The organism is Bacillus sp. AFS037270 (assembly GCF_002585305.1).
The window spans coordinates 1-17,275 of the sequence record NZ_NUNF01000095.1 but is presented as its reverse complement, the minus strand read 5'-3'; the positions used below and the strand labels follow the sequence as shown (position 1 = coordinate 17,275).

The window sequence follows — 17,275 nt, the reverse complement described above, 5'->3', positions numbered from 1 at the left end:
CTCGAGGTCATGAGCCAATCCGTCCAAAAGGTTAAAAAGCAACGTTTCGGCCAGCTGGTCTTATGCTTGTCGGGGCTGCCAAGGCGCTTGCGCTTTTCTTAATCATAGGAAGCATTTTTCAATACTTTTCTTTTCCTTTTATAGGTGTACAAAATAAACAGACCTATTAGGAAAAAGGCAATAATATAGATACTATACCTAGAAAAGTATGTTCCAACATATACCCAGTTTCCACCAAGCAATCTGCCTAAAGTGATAAAGGTAAAGCACCAAAGTAGTGCTCCTAAATAAGCGAACAGGGCAAACTTTTTATAAGAATAATTGTTAATTCCTGCGAGATAGGCGGTAATATGCCGGACGCCCGGAATAAAAAAACCAATTACGAGAAGGAACGGGCCAAATCTATTGAATAATTTCTTCGTGCGATCAATCTTTGCCTCACTGATATGCAGCTTCGGGCCAAACTTATGTAAAAATGGCGCTCCTAACACAATGCCTAAAATAAAACTAAGTGTAATCCCGCTGCTTGCCCCGAAATAGGCACATAGGAGTGATGGCAGGTACGCCAATTTTCCTGCGAAAACATTATAACCCACATAAGTAAGAAGAACTTCATCAGGAATTGGCAGGCCAATGATACCGCCAATTAAAGCAAAAATAATCCCCAGATAGCCAAAGTGTTCAAGAAGATGATTTAAATAATCCATCGCTGCACTTCCTAAATTCAATTCTAAAAATTTAGCTATTAGATATTATCATCAAAAATTTTCACTTTTATGTATGACCTGACACCATTTTCTACTTAAACCGCGAATATAGTGAAGTAAATGTCATTTTAGGAGTGGATGTCATGCCGATTGAATGGAATGAAGAACAGAAGCTATTTCATTTATATAATGGCAGAATCAGTTACATGATGCAGCTCGTCCATGGAAAGTATTTAGCGCATTTATATTGGGGGAGTAGGGTCCAATTGCTCCAGCCATTAGCGATTCTGCCGTTTAAAGGAAGAACTTTCTCGCCGATGAATGAACCTGCTGACCCCCGGTTTTCGCTTGATACCCTGCCGCAGGAATATCCTGCCTTTGGAAATGGAGACTTCCGAACGCCGGCTTATCAGCTTCAGAGTTCTGATGGGTCAACAGTAACTGAATTTGTATATGATTCCTATGCGATTTTTAAAGGAAAGCCCTGTTTGAATGGGCTGCCGATGGCCTATGTGGAGGATGATGAAGAGGCAGACACGCTGGTGGTAACGCTGGTAGATTCCATCCTCGGCGTTGGGCTGAACCTTCATTATACGATTTACCGGGATTTTGATGTGATCACGAGGTCGGTCTCATTTGAAAATCTTGGCAGCGGTGAGGTGAGGATAGAAAAAAGCATGAGCATGTCGGTTGATTTCCATAACTCGAAATGGGACTGGCTTCACCTTCAAGGAACATGGGCACGGGAACGTCAAATTGAACGGAGACCGCTGATCCACGGTGTTCAATCGATTTCTTCCGCAAGGGGTGCAAGCAGTCATCAGCATAATCCCTTTCTAGCCTTACTATCAAAGGATGCAACCGAGGAGTATGGGGATGTTTACGGGATTAGTCTGGTTTACAGCGGAAATTTCAAGGCGACCATTGAGGTGGACCCTTTTGAAATAACCCGGATCAATATGGGAATTAATCCATTTAATTTTTTATGGCTGTTGAAGCCAGGTGAAATTTTTCAAACACCGGAGGCTCTGATGGTCTATTCCTCAGAAGGATTGGGCGGAATGTCGAGGATTTTTCATAAAATCATTCGAAGCCGGGTTTGCCGCGGAGTTTATCGTGACAGAACAAGGCCAATCCTCATTAATAATTGGGAGGCAACCTATTTTCATTTTACTGAAAAAAAGTTAAGAGATCTTGCTGATGCCGCTAAGGAACTTGGCATTGAGCTGTTTGTTTTGGATGATGGCTGGTTTGGCCGTCGTGATAATGCGAAGAGTTCGCTTGGAGATTGGGTTGTTAATAGGAAAAAACTCCCTAATGGATTGAACGGATTAGCTAGTTATATCAATGGTAAAGGGATGCAATTCGGCTTGTGGGTGGAGCCGGAAATGGTCTCTCCCGAGAGCGATTTGTATCGCAGGCATCCAGATTGGTGTCTGCATGTTCCAGGGAGGAACCGGACACTTTCTAGAAATCAGCTTGTTCTGGATTTAAGCAGGGAAGATGTGTGTGATTGGCTGATAGAAACGCTTTCGAATCTATTTCAGAGTGCCCCAATTCGCTATGTAAAATGGGATATGAATCGGAATATGACGGAGGTGGGATCTGCATTATTGCCTCCAGAAAGACAGAAGGAGACGGCCCATCGTTATATGCTGGGGGTGTATCGGATTTTAGAGGTTTTAACGGAGCGCTTCCCGGAAGTTTTGTTTGAAAGCTGCTCGGGCGGGGGTGGCCGCTTTGACTTAGGGATGCTGTATTATATGCCGCAGACCTGGACGAGTGATGATACGGATGCGGTCGAAAGGCTGAAAATTCATTATGGAACGAGTATAGTTTATCCGGCTATTACGATGGGAGCTCATGTTTCAGATATCCCGAATCATCAGACTGGCAGAATGACTCCATTAGAGATGAGATGTCATGTTGCCATGGCCGCCAATCTTGGGTTTGAATTAAATATTGATAAACTTAGCAAGGAAGACAAAGAGCTAGTCGGGCGGAAAATTCAGCTATATCATCAAATAAAAGAAATCGTCCTCTTTGGTGACCTGTATCGGCTGTGGAGCCCCTTTGAGGGGATGGATACCGCTTGGATGTATGTAGGACGCGGTCAAAAGGAAGCAGTGGTATTTTACTATAAGACGCTAGCGACGCCGAATCCACCTTTCCTGCGAATGAAATTACGCGGACTAAATCCGCAGCTTAGATATAAATTAAACGACAGTGGCCAAGTCTTTTATGGAGATGAGTTAATGAAAATTGGGCTTAACCTGCCGTTAATCAAAACAGACTTTTTCTCTGAAATCTATCATTTGAAAGCTGTTGGTTTTAAAGAAATAAGTGAAAATTTTTAATATTAACTATAAATTAACTTCCTCGACGTTTAAAATATTTATTAAGAAGTGTACTAGTTTCAGTGTTATGGAGGGGACTCAGGTGAATCTTAATGATGAATTGTTAGCGATTGTCGGGGATAGTGAGCGTGTTTCAATCAATGAAACTATTTTAGAACAGCACAGCAAAGGGGAAGCGTATCATACACCATCTTGCCCCGATGCAGTTGTGTTTCCTAAGTCAAAAGAGGAAGTAAGCAGGATTGTGCAATTTGCTAGTGAGCATTCCATTCCCCTCGTGCCCTACGGGGCGGGGACGAGCTTAGAAGGACATATTATTCCGGTATACGGTGGCATCAGTCTTAACTTTAGTTTGATGAATCAAATCTTATCCATCCGGCCAGATGACTTTCAAGTGACCGTACAACCTGGGGTCACAAGAAATCAGCTCAATCAGGCTCTGAAAAAACATGGATTGTTTTTTCCGACGGACCCAGGCGCAGATGCTTCGATCGGCGGTATGGCGGCCACGAATGCCAGTGGTACTAACAGCGTGAGATACGGAGTGATGCGAGATCAAGTCCTCGGCTTAGAGGTGGTTTTAGCAGATGGATCCATTGTTCGAACCGGAGGGCATTCATTTAAATCTTCAGCAGGATACAATTTAACGGGCTTGTTAATAGGATCAGAAGGAACACTGGGCATTTTTACGGAGATTACCTTAAAACTGAGGGGTATTCCAGAGGCTGTGTCTGCTGTAAAAGCTGTGTTTCCCTCGATTGAAGCTGCTGGAAATGCCGCTGCTATTCTATTAAAAGCAGGACTTGCAATCGGGAAAATCGAGCTAGTTGATGAAAAAACGATTCAGGCAGTTAATAAGTTTAAGAGTACAGATTACCGTGAGGAGCCAACTCTTTTCTTGGAGTTTAGCGGAAATGAACCGGAAGTTACATATAGTGTGGAAGTAATGGAAGAAATTCTAAAGGATGAGCAATGTGTTTCTTTTGAATTTGAGAATGACTCGTTAAGAAGGGCACAATTATGGGAGGCAAGGCACCATGCAGCATTTGCTATTCAAGCCGCTAATCCTGGAAAGGTCTTAATGTTTACTGATGTCTGCGTACCGTTATCACAACTTGCAGGGGCCTTAAAGCAGACCAGGGAAGTGATCGAGAGATATGGTTTAGAGGGGGCTGTTTTGGGCCATGTCGGCGATGGTAATTATCATGCGTGCTTACCGATTGATCCGAACAGTGAAGAAGAGTTGGAAGTAGTTGAAGCTGTTCATCATCAGATTGTCTCGTATGCTTTATCAAGAGGGGGGACCTGCACCGGGGAGCATGGAATCGGACTTGGCAAAAAGGCGTTCCTACAAGAAGAACACGGAGACATAATCCCTATCATGAAAACCATCAAAAACAACCTCGACCCCAAAAACATCCTAAACCCAGGGAAAATATTCTAAAGGGTGACAGGCACCGATAAAAGGTTAAATAAGGTGTTAAGGGTACAATGGGTGACAGGCACCAATAAGTAGATTAATACAATGAAAGGGTTGGTAATGGTGAAAAGGCATCATCATTACCAACCCTTTTGTGTTGTTTAGAAGTCGAAGTTGTCGGGGTCTGGGCCGACGCGGTGGTTTTGGTTCAGATCATCAATTTGTTCCATTTCTGCTTTGGTTAGTTCAAAGTCAAATATAGCGGCGTTTTCGATGATGCGATGTTCTTTTGTTGATTTTGGAATGGTGACGATCCCATTTTGGAGATCCCAGCGTAAAATAACTTGTGCTGTTGACTTGTTATACTTATTAGCAATTTCTTTGATTACCGGCTGGTCTAATAGCTGCCCTTGCATCAATGGTGACCATGCTTCCATCTGGATTCCCTGTTCCTGGCAAAAAGTTTGGATTTCTTTTTGAGTTAAACGAGGATGGAATTCAACTTGATTGATCATTGGCTTGATTTCGGCCTCTTGCATTAAATCCTCCAGATGATGGACGTGGAAGTTACTTACGCCAATGGCTTTTACTCTGCCTTCTTTATAGAGAGTTTCCAAAGCCCGCCACGCCTCTTTATATTTTCCTTCAACAGGCCAATGAACTAAATATAAATCTAAATAGTCTAACCCTAATTTCTTTAAGCTTGTTTCATATGCTTCTAGCGTTGCTTCATAGCCTAAGTCGCTATTCCAGACCTTTGATGTAACAAAAAGGTCTTCTCTGGAAATACCCGCTTCTTTGATGCCTTCTCGAATCGCTTGTCCTACTCCTTCTTCGTTTTGATAGATGGCAGCTGTATCAATACTGCGATATCCATGTTTTATGGCAAACTTTACTGCATTGACTAGTTCTGGCCCTTCTTCTACTTTAAATACTCCAAGTCCAAACCAAGGCATTTTTAATCCATTGCTAAGTGTAGTTGTGTCTTGTAAGTTGGTAACCATTATAATCATCCTCCAGATTAATTCTTTTATAAAAAAGGCAGGGGGGCTATTACACTATCCCCCCGCGCCTACCATGAAAACAAAGGGGTGAAATTAAATTACTTTTTCAATCTTAATACCGGCTTCTTTACTGTCTTTCCTTTCAAGTCTCCAGCTCCAGCCCGTAAGCACGACCGCTCCTAGGACCATTAATGCTCCAATCCAAGAGGTATGGATTAATCCAATCGAGTCGGTAATCACGCCGCCAAAGTAGGATCCCATCGCAATACCGGCATTAAACGCAGCAATATTAATCGAAGACGCTACATCAACTGCAGCAGGGACAAACCTTTCTGCTAACATAACAACGTAAACTTGTAATCCAGGCACATTCATAAATGCCAGCAAGCCCATGAAAAAGATAGTGATTAAGCCTGCAATTTTATGTGGAGCGGTAAAAACAAAAGCAAATAAGACGATAGCTTGGAAGATAAACATATAAAATAACGCCTTAATAGGATTTCGGTTAGATAATTTGCCGCCCACCATATTCCCGATGGCAATCGCGATACCATAAACAAGCAATATCACGGCAACGGTGCTTTCCTTAAATCCCGTAATATCCTGCAAAATTGGGGATAGGTACGTAAACACTACGAACGTTCCTCCATAACCAAGCGCAGTAATAATAAATAGAATCAATAAGCGACCATTGGTTACCAATTTAAACTGGTCGCGGAACGTTGTCTGAACCCCTTTTCGTAAATCAGACGGAACAAGGATACTGTTTGCAAAGAAGGCAATCACGCCTACTGCAACGATGATAACGAACGCCATCCTCCAGCCGAATTGCTGGCCGATGAAGGTACCAAAAGGAACACCAGTAACAGTTGCCACTGTAAGTCCTGAAAACATAATCGATATCGCACTGGCCCTTCGGTTTTCAGGGACTAAATCTGCAGCAATCGTTGATCCAATTGACATAAAGACACCATGTGAAAAGGCAGAAATCACACGGGCAGCTAATAAAACACCAATGCTAGCTGCGCTTGCCGCCAACCCATTACCGATGATAAAAATAATCATGATCCATAGTAACAAGGATTTACGTGACATCCTAGATGTGAGGGACGTCAGAATAGGAGCCCCGAAAGTTACTCCTAAGGCATATAAAGAAACAGTTAAGCCGGCTGTTGTAACAGATATTTGTAAATCCTTTGCTATGAGCGGCAGCAGCCCTACACTAATAAATTCTGTTGTTCCGATGGCAAAAGCACTAACGGCTAACGCTAACAGAGCGAAGGTACTTCTTTTTTTATCTATAGTCATTTGTTCTCTCCTCCTAAAAATGGTTCTATTGCATGAATGATTTGCTAAAAGCAAAACTATAAAAAGAATTATAATGGGATATTTCAACCGGCAAATGTTATTATGGGATATATGGAGATAAAGGAAAAGTACGCACTTTAAAGTAATATAGGCACTAGAAAGTGCGATAGGTACTTTTTGGTGCCTATAAAACGGAGGATTATAGTAATGAAGGAAAAGAAATATAATATATCGGTTGAAGCAACATTAGAAGTAATCGGAGGAAAGTGGAAATGTGTCATTCTTTGCCATTTAACACATGGCAAGAAACGAACGAGTGAATTAAAACGATTGATGCCGGATATTACACAAAAGATGTTAACACAGCAGCTACGGGAATTAGAGGAAGACGGTATTATTAACAGAATTGTATATAATCAGGTTCCGCCAAAGGTTGAGTATGAGCTTAGTGAATATGGCAAGAGCTTGCAAGGGATCTTAGATTCCCTTTGTGCTTGGGGAGCTAATCATATAACCAGAGTGTATGGTGATCTCTCCGTCTTAGAAGAGAATGTTTTAAATGATAAATTAAAGTAAGGAAAAGGCCCCTTCGAGGGGGATTTTTTGATAGAAAAGTTTACCTTAATTTTCTGTTTGACGTTCTGTAGTCATTTCTTTATTATATAGAGATGAGAATACCCGTACTTGAACGGGAGAGGTTCATAGCTGATACCCTCTATAAAAAACTATGGATACATGACTTTCTGCTATGTCCATATAGGACGTGGCTTTTTGTTTTTTATCCTTTAGTTTGTATAGAAAAAAGATCATTCAGCTGAAACTCTCTTATAAAGTGTGGGGACACATTTTTATAGGGGGTTTATTTTATGTCTGGCCGCAGCCACGAAGAAGGTTTAAAGGATTTAACACTATTAGGTAATCAAGGAACTACCTATTCATTTGAATATGCACCAGAGGTTTTGGAGGCAGTTGATAATCTCCATCCAGAGCGGGATTATTTTGTGAAATTTAATTGCCCGGAGTTTACGAGTTTATGTCCGCTGACACGCCAGCCGGATTTTGCGACTATGTACATTTCATATGTTCCAGATAAAAAGATTGTTGAAAGTAAGTCTTTGAAGTTATACCTTTTCAGTTTTAGGAACCATGGAGATTTCCATGAGGACTGTGTCAACATCATTATGAACGACCTGATTAAACTGCTAGACCCACGCTATATTGAAGTTTGGGGTAAATTCACACCACGCGGCGGAATCTCCATTGACCCATGGTGCAACTACGGCAAACCAGGCACCAAATATGAAGAAATGGCAAACTACCGCCTAATGAACCATGACCTCTATCCAGAAAAAGTAGATAACCGATAAAGAAATGGTGACAGGCACCAAAAAGTGACATTTGACGTTGTAAATGTTACTAATGGTGACAGGCACCTAATAGAAAAAGCAGCCACGGCTGCTTTTTCTATTATTCCCGTTTTTTTAATTTAGAGTGCAGCCCTTATGACTTTTTTATAATAGAGTACAGATAGGATTCCAAAGATGGAGTATAGGGCGGTATAGAGGACCATAACTAGAATCATAGGGGTCCATACTTCGGCTCCGAAAAGAAACCAGCCGGATTGGACGGCAAAATAACTGTGAAGCAGCCCGACCACTAACGGAATTCCGAAGTTAAACAGCTGCTTAGCTTGAATTCCCTTCAACAAATCCCCTTCCGTGAAACCAAGCTTACGTAAGATCGAATAATTTGGCTTCTCCTCTTCACTCTCACCCATTTGTTTAAAATACAGAATACAGCCTGACGTAATCAGAAATGTTAGTCCTAAAAAGCCAACAATAAACATAATCAATCCCATCATTTCTTTCTGAGTATTACTGATCTCCAAACGAGAAGAATAAAGGTCATTCTCATTAAAGGACAAATCTTGATAAACCTGGTTGGCTTTTTCGAGCTGACCTTCATCCTTCAAAGTAAACCCAACAAAAAGAGAGGTCTTCTTTTGAATAGAAGGATTTACATCCTTCTTCAAGCGTTCAAACACAGAATTGTCCACAATCGCAATCGGCTGACCGCCGTTCGTAAAATATCCTGAAATCACAAAATCCTTTTTTAATCCTAAGTATCGGAGCGGAATTGTTTCAGTTTGCCCCTTTAATTCGACTCTACCGCTATCTTTTAAATTCATAAACTTCTGAAGTAAATCATTATAACCGGTAAAAATCGTCTCATCTGCGGCCACATCGGTATTTTTCAGAGCCTGTTCACTAATCATTGGAAGAGACAGTGCACCGGGGTCCACCATCACGCCTTCAAGGTTTGTATCCAAAATGTTCTTAAGGTTAGCGGACACCTGGAGTACCTCAATCCTCTTTTCGTCGAAATCAATTTCCTCAGCGGCCAACGCATCCTTAAATTTATCAGCATCTTCTGCATTGGTAATGGCGAAATCGCCCGCAGTCTGGTTTTCAGCCATCTTTTCGGCAGAATAATAGGAGATATAGCTCAACGACAATAGCCCAATCGCAAGAGCGGATAATGTTGTAATAACCGTTAGTAACAGGGCATTTGATTTCATTCGAAACATAATCGACGACAAGGATAATACCTGATTGATTGTTAAATAGCCATCCTTCTTTTTCCGAACGATATTAAAAATAAAACTAACCGATCCTTTATAAAAAAAGTAGGTGCCGATAATGACAGAACCCAAAATATAAGTCATCGCCAAAAAGAGTTCTGTCATTGTGGTAAAATCGCCAGTAAATAACTTCGATGAAATATAGTAGCCGGAAATAATCGCAAGCAATCCCAAAATCCCCATGAGTATTTCCCATATAGACATTTTTTTCACTTTTTCCTCCGTCGAGGAAACAACCCTAAAAAGAGATAGAATGCTCTGCCCCTTAATAAAAAGATAATTCATCAGCATAATTAGGATATAGATGACACTAAAAACAATTAAAGTCTGTACCAAAGCCTGCGATGAAAAATGCAAGCGGGCAATTGCATCCACCTTGGTAATTTTAAATAAAATCATAATAATTAACCGGGAGACGGAAAAACCGATAAAGATCCCCGCCACCAACGAACCAAAGTAGAGAATAAAATTCTCGGCGCTTAGGAGGTTGAAAATCCGAGTTTTTGTCATTCCGATTAATTGAAATAAACCAATTTCCTTGCTCCGCCGCTTAATAAAGATATTATTGGCATACAGCAAAAAGATCGAGACAATGGCTACAAGGAGAACACTTGCTGTACGGATGGCTGCTGCTCCTTTAATGGTATCCTTCGTTTCATCCATCGCCGGGTCATATTGCAGCGTGACAAATGAAAAATAAAGGGCAACACTAAAGATAAGGGCGAACACATAAAGATAATAGTTTTTTAGATTTTTTTTCAAGTTTCGAAAAATAAGCTGATTAACGCTCATATGGCACACCGCCTAGCACGCCTTGAGTTTTCATGATATCCTTAAAAAACTCCTGCCGGGATTGCTCCCCTTTATTTAACTGGGTATAAATCTGCCCGTCTTTTATAAAAATAACTCTGCTGCTAAAACTAGCTGCCACAGGATCGTGAGTCACCATTACAATCGTGGCCGTCCGGTTTTGATTTAATTCACTAAGTTTGTTTAACAGATCGGATGCAGATTTCGAGTCGAGCGCCCCTGTTGGTTCATCTGCGAAAATTATACTTGGTTCATGAATGAACGCTCTCGCTGCCGAGGTTCGCTGTTTTTGCCCGCCGGAGATCTCATTTGGGTACTTATGTTTAATCTGTTCTATCCCTAGCTCCATTGCAACCCGGTTGAACCTCTCATCTGCCTCTCTTTTAGAAACCTTCGTAATCGATAATGGTAATAGAATATTTTCTTTAACGGTTAACGTATCCAAAAGATTATAATCTTGAAAAATAAACCCAAGATGCTGCTTACGAAACTCAGCGAGCTGCTTTTCTTTCATAGCCGTCATTTCTTTGTCTTCAATTGTAATAGTCCCGCCGCTGACCTTATCAATTGACGACAGCACATTGAGAAGCGTCGTTTTGCCGGAACCGGAGGCTCCCATGATACTCACGAATTCCCCTTTTTCAACGGTAATATCAATCCCTTTTAAAACCTCTTGTTTATTCAGCTTATTACCATAGCTCTTATGAATTTTTTTGGCTGCTAAAATACTCATACGAACACGCTCCTTTATTTGATAATCCAATTATAAAATTTGCCGGTTGACTTCTCCTTCGATTAGCCGAACAAAACAGCAAAGCATGTGACATTTTTGTCACATGCCTGAAATCGCGCCGAATTCATTTTTTTGTGGAAAGGTTAACGTGAACGTGGTCCCAAGGCCGGGGTCTGATAGGACATCGATATGAATCAATAAAGACTTAGAGATTTTCTTGGTTAAATATAAACCCATGCCTGTAGAGGCATTGTCATGGTGAACAGTTGTTGAGGTAAAGCCCTTATCGAAAATGCGCGGCAGGTCTTTTGGGTCAATGCCGCGCCCAAAATCCTGGACCATCAGCTTGGTTCGGTCATCCTCCATAAAACTTCGTATAACAATATCCGATGCCGAGCTGTATTTCACTGCGTTTGTTAACAGCTGGCGAATAATAAAAGCCAGCCACTTAGCATCGGTTAAGACAGAAGCTGCTTCTAATTCGACTTCAAAGCCGATCCCTTTTTGCATACACCAGGATTGCAACGTTTTAATCTCTTTAAAAAGTAAGGCTTTTAAGTCAGTCTCTTCTATATATAAATCATTCTCCATAAAGGGCAGGCGCTTTTGATGAAGTTGTGAATCAAGCAGCAGGTGGATTCGCAGCCATTCTATAGATAACTGTGCTTTCAATGGACTTTCTTCTAAACGGTCTATCATTAGATGCATTGCTGTCAAAGGTGTTTTGACTTCATGAATCCAAGATAAAAGCTCATCTTTTTCCTGTTCCACAGACACCAAATTATTCGAAATCGTTTGTTTGAGCAACACTGTTTGGTTCACAATACTTTCCTCAATTATTTTTTCAAACGGAGTTTCCGCCTTGGCCATATTAGTTAAATCGAGATTGTTTTCCCATTCCGATAAAGAAGCATAAAATTTCGTTTCCTTATGGAAGCGAAAGCACAAAAAGATCACAAAAATAAGCGTCGATAGAAAAACAATATAGAGAAGGGGTGTAAATTTTATGGCGGAATCAATATAGCCTGTAAAAAGGACTAGTAACTGTAAACAGAAAAAAAGAACAATCCAGCTCCGTCTTTCTTTTAAAAAGGTTTTAATCACCATGTTTACACCTCTTCACATGCCATGTATCCTTGGCCAACCTTTGTTTCAATAAATCGTCCGAGATTAAGCTCGTCCAGCTTTTTTCGCAGCCGGTTAAGATTGACCGTTAACGTGTTATCACTAACAAACCGCTCATCATCCCACAGGCTTTTAATTAATTCTTCTCGGCTGACAATTTTATTTTTTTGCTCAATCAGCTTTTTTAAAATAAACATCTCGTTTTTTGTGAGCTCTACCGTCCCGGCCGTGCTGCTGACCGTGCTTTTTTCAACATCGATCGTTGCAGCCTGCCAGGTTTTCAGGGTTATTTGTTCATGATTGTAATTATAAACACGGCGAAGGGTCGCTTGAATTTTGGCAATCAGTACATCAAAATGGAACGGTTTTTGGATGAAATCATCAGCACCAAGCTGCAAGGACATAACCATGTCTGTCGGATGGTCGCGTGAAGAGAGAAATAAAATCGGAACATTCGAATGGGATCGAATCATCCGGCACCAATGAAAACCATCAAATTTTGGAAGCTGAATATCAATAATTACTAAATCGGGTTTAACACTCGTAAACTCTTGCATCACCTGACTGAAATCACTAATCCCATACACATCATAAGACCAGCCCATAAGCCGGTCTTTTATTTCATTAAAAAGCGTTTGATCATCTTCAATTAATAATAACTTAAACATTAATATCACCGCCGCACTCTAACATATCTTACGCTAATTGTATAATATATCCTTTTTTCGTGCTATAAGCTGGTGCCTGACACCATTAGCGACATTAGCACTTTCCTAAACTGTTTATTGGTGCCTGACACCATTAGTGACATTAACACTATCCTAAACCATTTATTGGTGTCAGGCACTTTTTGACTTTTTTAATTTTTATTAAGGATAAGTTAAGGGACGCACATGATAATAGGCTCATGAAATAAAAAAATGCTTGGAGCGGGTCCGGACTGTTCCATGATAAAAGGAGTTTAGATAAATGAAGAAGTGGATTTGGATATTGATAAGTGTACTAGTTGTTGGGTATGTCGGCTATCAATGGTTTCACTCCAAAAGCAGTGCTAGTACAAGTACTACTACGCAGGTTCGAACGGCTACTGTACAAAAAGGAAAGTTAGAAGTAACAATTAGTGGTTCTGGAACAGTTGAACCAGTAACCACCGAGGATATTAAAGCAACAGAGGACAATAACGAAATTGATGAGGTTTTAGTATCTGCTGGCGACACAGTGAGCGCCGGAGACGAATTAGTAACCTTTACGGATGATAGTGATCCAATTACTGCGCCAACAAGTGGAACCATTACTACGGTGTCGGTTGCTTCAGGCGATCGAATTAACAAGGGTATGGTCGTTGCTCATCTTACCAATTACAACGATTTACAAACAGTTGTTTCGGTAGATGAATTAGATATTCCAAAAGTAAAAGTAGGACAGACGGTAACTTTAACAGTAAGTGCTTACCCAGATGCGACATACACAGGGAAAGTTACAGCAGTTGCAGAGGAAGGAACCTCATCAAGTGGTTCATCCACCTTTAATGTAACCATTCATATTGATAAACCAACCAACCTAAAAGTAGGGATGAGTACATCAGCTACTATCTTAACTGCTAGTAAGACAGATGCATTATATGTTCCTGTAGATGCGATTTATACAAATGACAATAAAGAAAAATATGTGATTATTGCTTCAGCCAATGGCAGCACAGACAGTTCTTCTGGAACTACCGGTGAGCAAAAAACGGTTAAAACTGGTATTGAAACAGACGAATATGTGGAAATCACAGAAGGAGTTACAGAAGGCCAAACTGTTCAGTTACCAGAGTTGACTTCAAGCAGTTCTTCTACTAATCAAGGCGGTATGATGCAAGGTCAAGGTATGGGTCGAAACTTTGATGGTCAGGACATGGCGCCGCCAAGTGGTGGACAAGGTACAACAGGCGGAAAGACAGGCAACTAAAAAAATAATTATAAAAAGGAGAATATTATTATGAAAAAAACACGACAAGCACACTTATGGATTGGGTTAATTTGTTCAATATTTATTCTAATGGAGTCAATTACAGGGCTGCTCATGAATGAGCCATGGCTGATCGGTCAGTCACGGACAGAAGGCGGAGCTAATTTTAAACAAGGTATGATGATGCCGCAACAAAGCACCACTACAAATAATACTAGTCAAACAACTGGCCAGACAGCACAGTCCGGCACTGCCACCCAATCTAATGGCACTACAAATAACCAAACGGTAGCTAACACACAAGGTAATACAAATGGTCAGGTTCCTGCTATGGGAGGAAGAGGCGGTGAAGGTTCACAATCAGGTTCGCTTATGAGTATTGTTAGAGGTCTGCACGAAGGAAGAATCGGAACTACCGATATCACATGGTTAATTGACCTAACAGGCATCGCCATGATTTTCTTAACTGGATCAGGAATCTACCTATCCATGAAGGTGCTTGCTGCAGATAGAAAAAGAAAAAGATTAAAAGCAGAAAGAGAAATTGCATAAAAAGACCATTAAGAGAGTACCTTCCCACAAACATGGGTGGGGCTCTCTTTTTATTTTACGAAATTTTGTCGATGACGATGAGTTAAACAAGGAAATTGAAAAGTTAAAAGAGCAAACGGTTAGTTTAGTAAAATAATTATTCAAAAAGAGGAAGCACACCCGAGCTTCAGCTTGGGTGCTTCATTTTTCTTTTAAGACAAACTTAAGAATTCATCTTTAGGATACTTATAGACAAAAGTAGAAAAAAAGGAGCATGTTAAATATGAATGTGCTATTAGCAGAAGATGATCATCGCCTTGGTGACTTAATGGTATATATGTTGAAAAAGAAAGGTCATTGCAATGTTGAATGGGTAAAGGAAGGGGATGACGCCTTCTATTATGCAACATCTGCCCACTATGATGTGATCATTATGGATTGGATGATGCCAAATGGCGATGGTGTGGGTGTTTGCAGGAAATTACGTAAACAAGGATATTCAGGGGCCATCCTGATGTTAACGGCCAAAGACACCGTCCAAGATAGGATTGAAGGTCTTGATTCTGGCGCAGATGATTATCTGGTTAAACCGTTTGAAATAGATGAGCTGATGGCTAGACTGCGTGCATTGTCTCGCAGGAATTTTGCACCTATTGTAGAGGATGAAACAGAGATAAACGGACTGATCCTAAATAGGGCAAGCCATTCGGTCCGGTTCGGTGAGACTGACATCCAGTTTAGTCCCCGTGAATTTCAGCTCTTAGATTTATTGGTGCAGAATAAAGGGCAAGTACTGCCGCGTGAACTCATTTATGAGCGTGTCTGGGGTCTTGATACCGATGTAACGATGAAGACAATTGATGCAACGGTTAAATTAATTCGCAAAAAACTATCCTTAATTAATAAGCAAGATAAACTTCTAAGTATCAGAGGGGTGGGTTATAAATTTGAAACATAAATTTTTTTCATTTGTAGGCCCGCTTTTCAATCGGTTCGACAAAGATGTTTTTAATAATACACAAAATCGGCTGACCCGAAATTTTAGTGGACTTCTCATGCTTTTTCTCTTTCTTTTTGTCTTAATTGTTTATTCGGTTCTATATTTTGTCATCCTCAATACACAGGAAAGGGAATTGCAGACTTTAGTCGCGAAGGAAGCAAATTACATTGAAAACTTGTTGGGTAACAATGGCCAACGTGACCTAAGAGGAATCCAAAATCAAGAGGTGATTTTTTCTGGAGTCAATCAATCCTTTTACTATGTGCTCAATACTAATGGAGAAGTGGTCTTAGGCAGCGAGGCCAATCCCCGGTTACGCCCGGAATTCCTCTCCCTTGTCAACAAACATATGACCAATCACGAGGAAATACAGACGGAAATTATCAGTATGAATGAAAAATTAAGAAAAGGCAGAGGAGAATTTCGTACGCCTGATGAAAATCAAGATATTCATATGATGATTGCCAGCCATGAAGTTTATTATAAAGGTCAATATATGGGACAAATCTATATAGGCAAAGACGTCTCATTTGCTTACCGGTTATTTCACTGGATCTTGGTTATTCTGATCGTGTTAGGGATTGTTTTTGTGGGAGTTGCCATATATATTAGCTTGCGCATGTCTAAACGAGCGATGATTCCGATTAGAGCGGCTTTTAAGAGGCAGCGTGAATTTGTTGGAGATGCATCACATGAATTACGAACGCCTTTAAGTGTCTTACTATCGTCTGTTGATGCGATGGATATGACGATTGAAAAAGATGAAATGTCAGAGAAATTACTTGCCAATATGAGGGAGGAAGTTAAGCGGATGACGAACTTGGTCAGTGATCTCTTAACCCTCGCGCGTTCTGATTCGAATACAATCGAGCTTAAAACTGAAGTTTTTGATTTAAGGCCCCTATCTGAAAAAGCGATTGAGTCATTAAAACCGATTGCTGCTTCTAAGCAGATTCAGTTAGAGTTATCTGCGCCAACTGATTGTATTGCGTTAGGAGATCCCCAAAGGTTATCTCAGCTAATTTATATCCTTTTGGACAATGCAATCAAATATACGCCTGATGGCGGTGAAGTGAAGCTAACCCTTTTAAAACAGGGGAACGAAATAGGGATTTTCGTTCAAGATACGGGAATTGGGATTAAGAAAGAGGACTATCAACGGATTTTTGAGCGCTTTTATCGAACGGATAAATCCCGCTCCCGCCAAATTGGGGGACATGGATTGGGGCTTTCCATTGCAAGATGGATTGTGGAAACACATAAAGGAACCATCCAAGTAACCAGTCAAATAGGAAAGGGAAGTACATTTATCGTTAAGCTGCCTGATTACGTTTCGTAACTCAGGCTTATTTTTTAAAAAAATTGTTTAATAGAGGTTGACTTCATTTGAGTATGATAGTAATATAGTAATCCTGATGAGGGAATGCTTGATAGGCAAACTGCTCATTGAAAAAATATTATTACGATGTTGTTGACAAGGTTAAACAAATCTGATAATATTAATTCTCGTTGAACGGGTGGGAAAATATTTTAAAATAATGTTTGACATCCTGGAAAACGAAGTGATATAATTTTATCCTGTCACTAATTGTTCTTTGAAAACTAAACAAACAAGAACGTCAACAAACAATAATATTCATTTCTTATGAAATGAAGCCAACGTAACAAAATGAGCTAATCAACTTTCAT

At 40.5% G+C, this 17,275-nt stretch carries 15 protein-coding genes and 1 riboswitch; of the genes, 8 read left to right on the top strand and 7 right to left on the bottom strand.

Annotation, left to right across the window (positions count from 1 at the left end):
* Positions 1–98: 98 nt before the first annotated feature.
* Complete coding sequence (locus COD92_RS29690) at positions 99–707, bottom strand: DedA family protein (protein ID WP_098532382.1); 609 nt, start codon at positions 705–707, stop codon at positions 99–101.
* Positions 708–850: 143 nt separating this feature from the next.
* Between COD92_RS29690 and COD92_RS29685 the strand changes: the two genes are divergently transcribed.
* Positions 851–3,064 carry an alpha-galactosidase gene (locus COD92_RS29685; protein ID WP_098996800.1) on the top strand — a complete coding sequence of 738 codons (2,214 nt, stop codon included), beginning with the start codon at positions 851–853 and terminating at the stop codon, positions 3,062–3,064.
* Between the two features lie 82 nt (positions 3,065–3,146).
* The gene (locus tag COD92_RS29680) at positions 3,147–4,508 is read left to right on the top strand and encodes an FAD-binding oxidoreductase (RefSeq protein WP_098996799.1); all 1,362 of its coding nucleotides are present in this window, start codon (positions 3,147–3,149) and stop codon (positions 4,506–4,508) included.
* A gap of 137 nt (positions 4,509–4,645) precedes the next feature.
* Here COD92_RS29680 and COD92_RS29675 read toward each other — a convergent pair whose 3' ends face one another.
* Together COD92_RS29675 and COD92_RS29670 are read right to left on the bottom strand one after the other, a co-directional pair.
* The gene (locus COD92_RS29675; RefSeq protein WP_098532385.1) at positions 4,646–5,488 is read right to left on the bottom strand and encodes an aldo/keto reductase; all 843 of its coding nucleotides are present in this window, start codon (positions 5,486–5,488) and stop codon (positions 4,646–4,648) included.
* A gap of 93 nt (positions 5,489–5,581) precedes the next feature.
* Positions 5,582–6,796: an MFS transporter gene (locus COD92_RS29670; protein ID WP_098532386.1), complete on the bottom strand. Its 1,215-nt coding sequence runs from the start codon at positions 6,794–6,796 to the stop codon at positions 5,582–5,584.
* Positions 6,797–7,003: 207 nt separating this feature from the next.
* On the opposite strand from COD92_RS29670, the gene COD92_RS29665 reads away from it, so the two are divergent.
* Both COD92_RS29665 and queF read left to right on the top strand, forming a co-directional pair.
* Positions 7,004–7,372 carry a winged helix-turn-helix transcriptional regulator gene (locus COD92_RS29665; RefSeq protein ID WP_098532387.1) on the top strand — a complete coding sequence of 123 codons (369 nt, stop codon included), beginning with the start codon at positions 7,004–7,006 and terminating at the stop codon, positions 7,370–7,372.
* Between the two features lie 112 nt (positions 7,373–7,484).
* Positions 7,485–7,531: riboswitch (PreQ1 riboswitch) on the top strand.
* Between the two features lie 131 nt (positions 7,532–7,662).
* Positions 7,663–8,163 carry a preQ(1) synthase gene (queF, locus tag COD92_RS29660; protein WP_098532388.1) on the top strand — a complete coding sequence of 167 codons (501 nt, stop codon included), beginning with the start codon at positions 7,663–7,665 and terminating at the stop codon, positions 8,161–8,163.
* A gap of 119 nt (positions 8,164–8,282) precedes the next feature.
* Here the strand turns inward: queF and COD92_RS29655 are convergent, their stop codons facing one another.
* The 4 genes from COD92_RS29655 to COD92_RS29640 form a co-directional block, all read right to left on the bottom strand.
* Positions 8,283–10,229 carry an ABC transporter permease gene (locus COD92_RS29655; RefSeq protein ID WP_098532389.1) on the bottom strand — a complete coding sequence of 649 codons (1,947 nt, stop codon included), beginning with the start codon at positions 10,227–10,229 and terminating at the stop codon, positions 8,283–8,285.
* Positions 10,219–10,980 (bottom strand): ABC transporter ATP-binding protein, encoded by a 762-nt coding sequence (locus tag COD92_RS29650; protein ID WP_098532390.1) that lies wholly within the window; start codon positions 10,978–10,980, stop codon positions 10,219–10,221. Before COD92_RS29650 ends, COD92_RS29655 begins: the two co-directional genes overlap by 11 nt.
* A gap of 99 nt (positions 10,981–11,079) precedes the next feature.
* Positions 11,080–12,084 (bottom strand): sensor histidine kinase, encoded by a 1,005-nt coding sequence (locus COD92_RS29645; protein ID WP_098532395.1) that lies wholly within the window; start codon positions 12,082–12,084, stop codon positions 11,080–11,082.
* A gap of 5 nt (positions 12,085–12,089) precedes the next feature.
* The gene (locus COD92_RS29640; RefSeq protein ID WP_098532391.1) at positions 12,090–12,773 is read right to left on the bottom strand and encodes a response regulator transcription factor; all 684 of its coding nucleotides are present in this window, start codon (positions 12,771–12,773) and stop codon (positions 12,090–12,092) included.
* A gap of 301 nt (positions 12,774–13,074) precedes the next feature.
* Here COD92_RS29640 and COD92_RS29635 point away from each other — a divergent pair, with 301 nt between their 5' ends.
* The 4 genes from COD92_RS29635 to COD92_RS29620 all read left to right on the top strand — a co-directional run bounded on the left by COD92_RS29635 (position 13,075) and on the right by COD92_RS29620 (position 16,925).
* Positions 13,075–14,055 carry an efflux RND transporter periplasmic adaptor subunit gene (locus COD92_RS29635; protein ID WP_098996798.1) on the top strand — a complete coding sequence of 327 codons (981 nt, stop codon included), beginning with the start codon at positions 13,075–13,077 and terminating at the stop codon, positions 14,053–14,055.
* A gap of 30 nt (positions 14,056–14,085) precedes the next feature.
* Positions 14,086–14,607, top strand: a complete 522-nt coding sequence (locus COD92_RS29630; protein ID WP_098996797.1) for a PepSY-associated TM helix domain-containing protein — start codon at positions 14,086–14,088, stop codon at positions 14,605–14,607.
* Positions 14,608–14,869: 262 nt separating this feature from the next.
* The gene (locus COD92_RS29625; RefSeq protein WP_098532394.1) at positions 14,870–15,544 is read left to right on the top strand and encodes a response regulator transcription factor; all 675 of its coding nucleotides are present in this window, start codon (positions 14,870–14,872) and stop codon (positions 15,542–15,544) included.
* Positions 15,534–16,925 (top strand): sensor histidine kinase, encoded by a 1,392-nt coding sequence (locus tag COD92_RS29620; RefSeq protein ID WP_255295311.1) that lies wholly within the window; start codon positions 15,534–15,536, stop codon positions 16,923–16,925. The genes COD92_RS29625 and COD92_RS29620 overlap by 11 nt, the downstream gene beginning before the upstream one ends.
* Positions 16,926–17,275 lie beyond the last annotated feature (350 nt).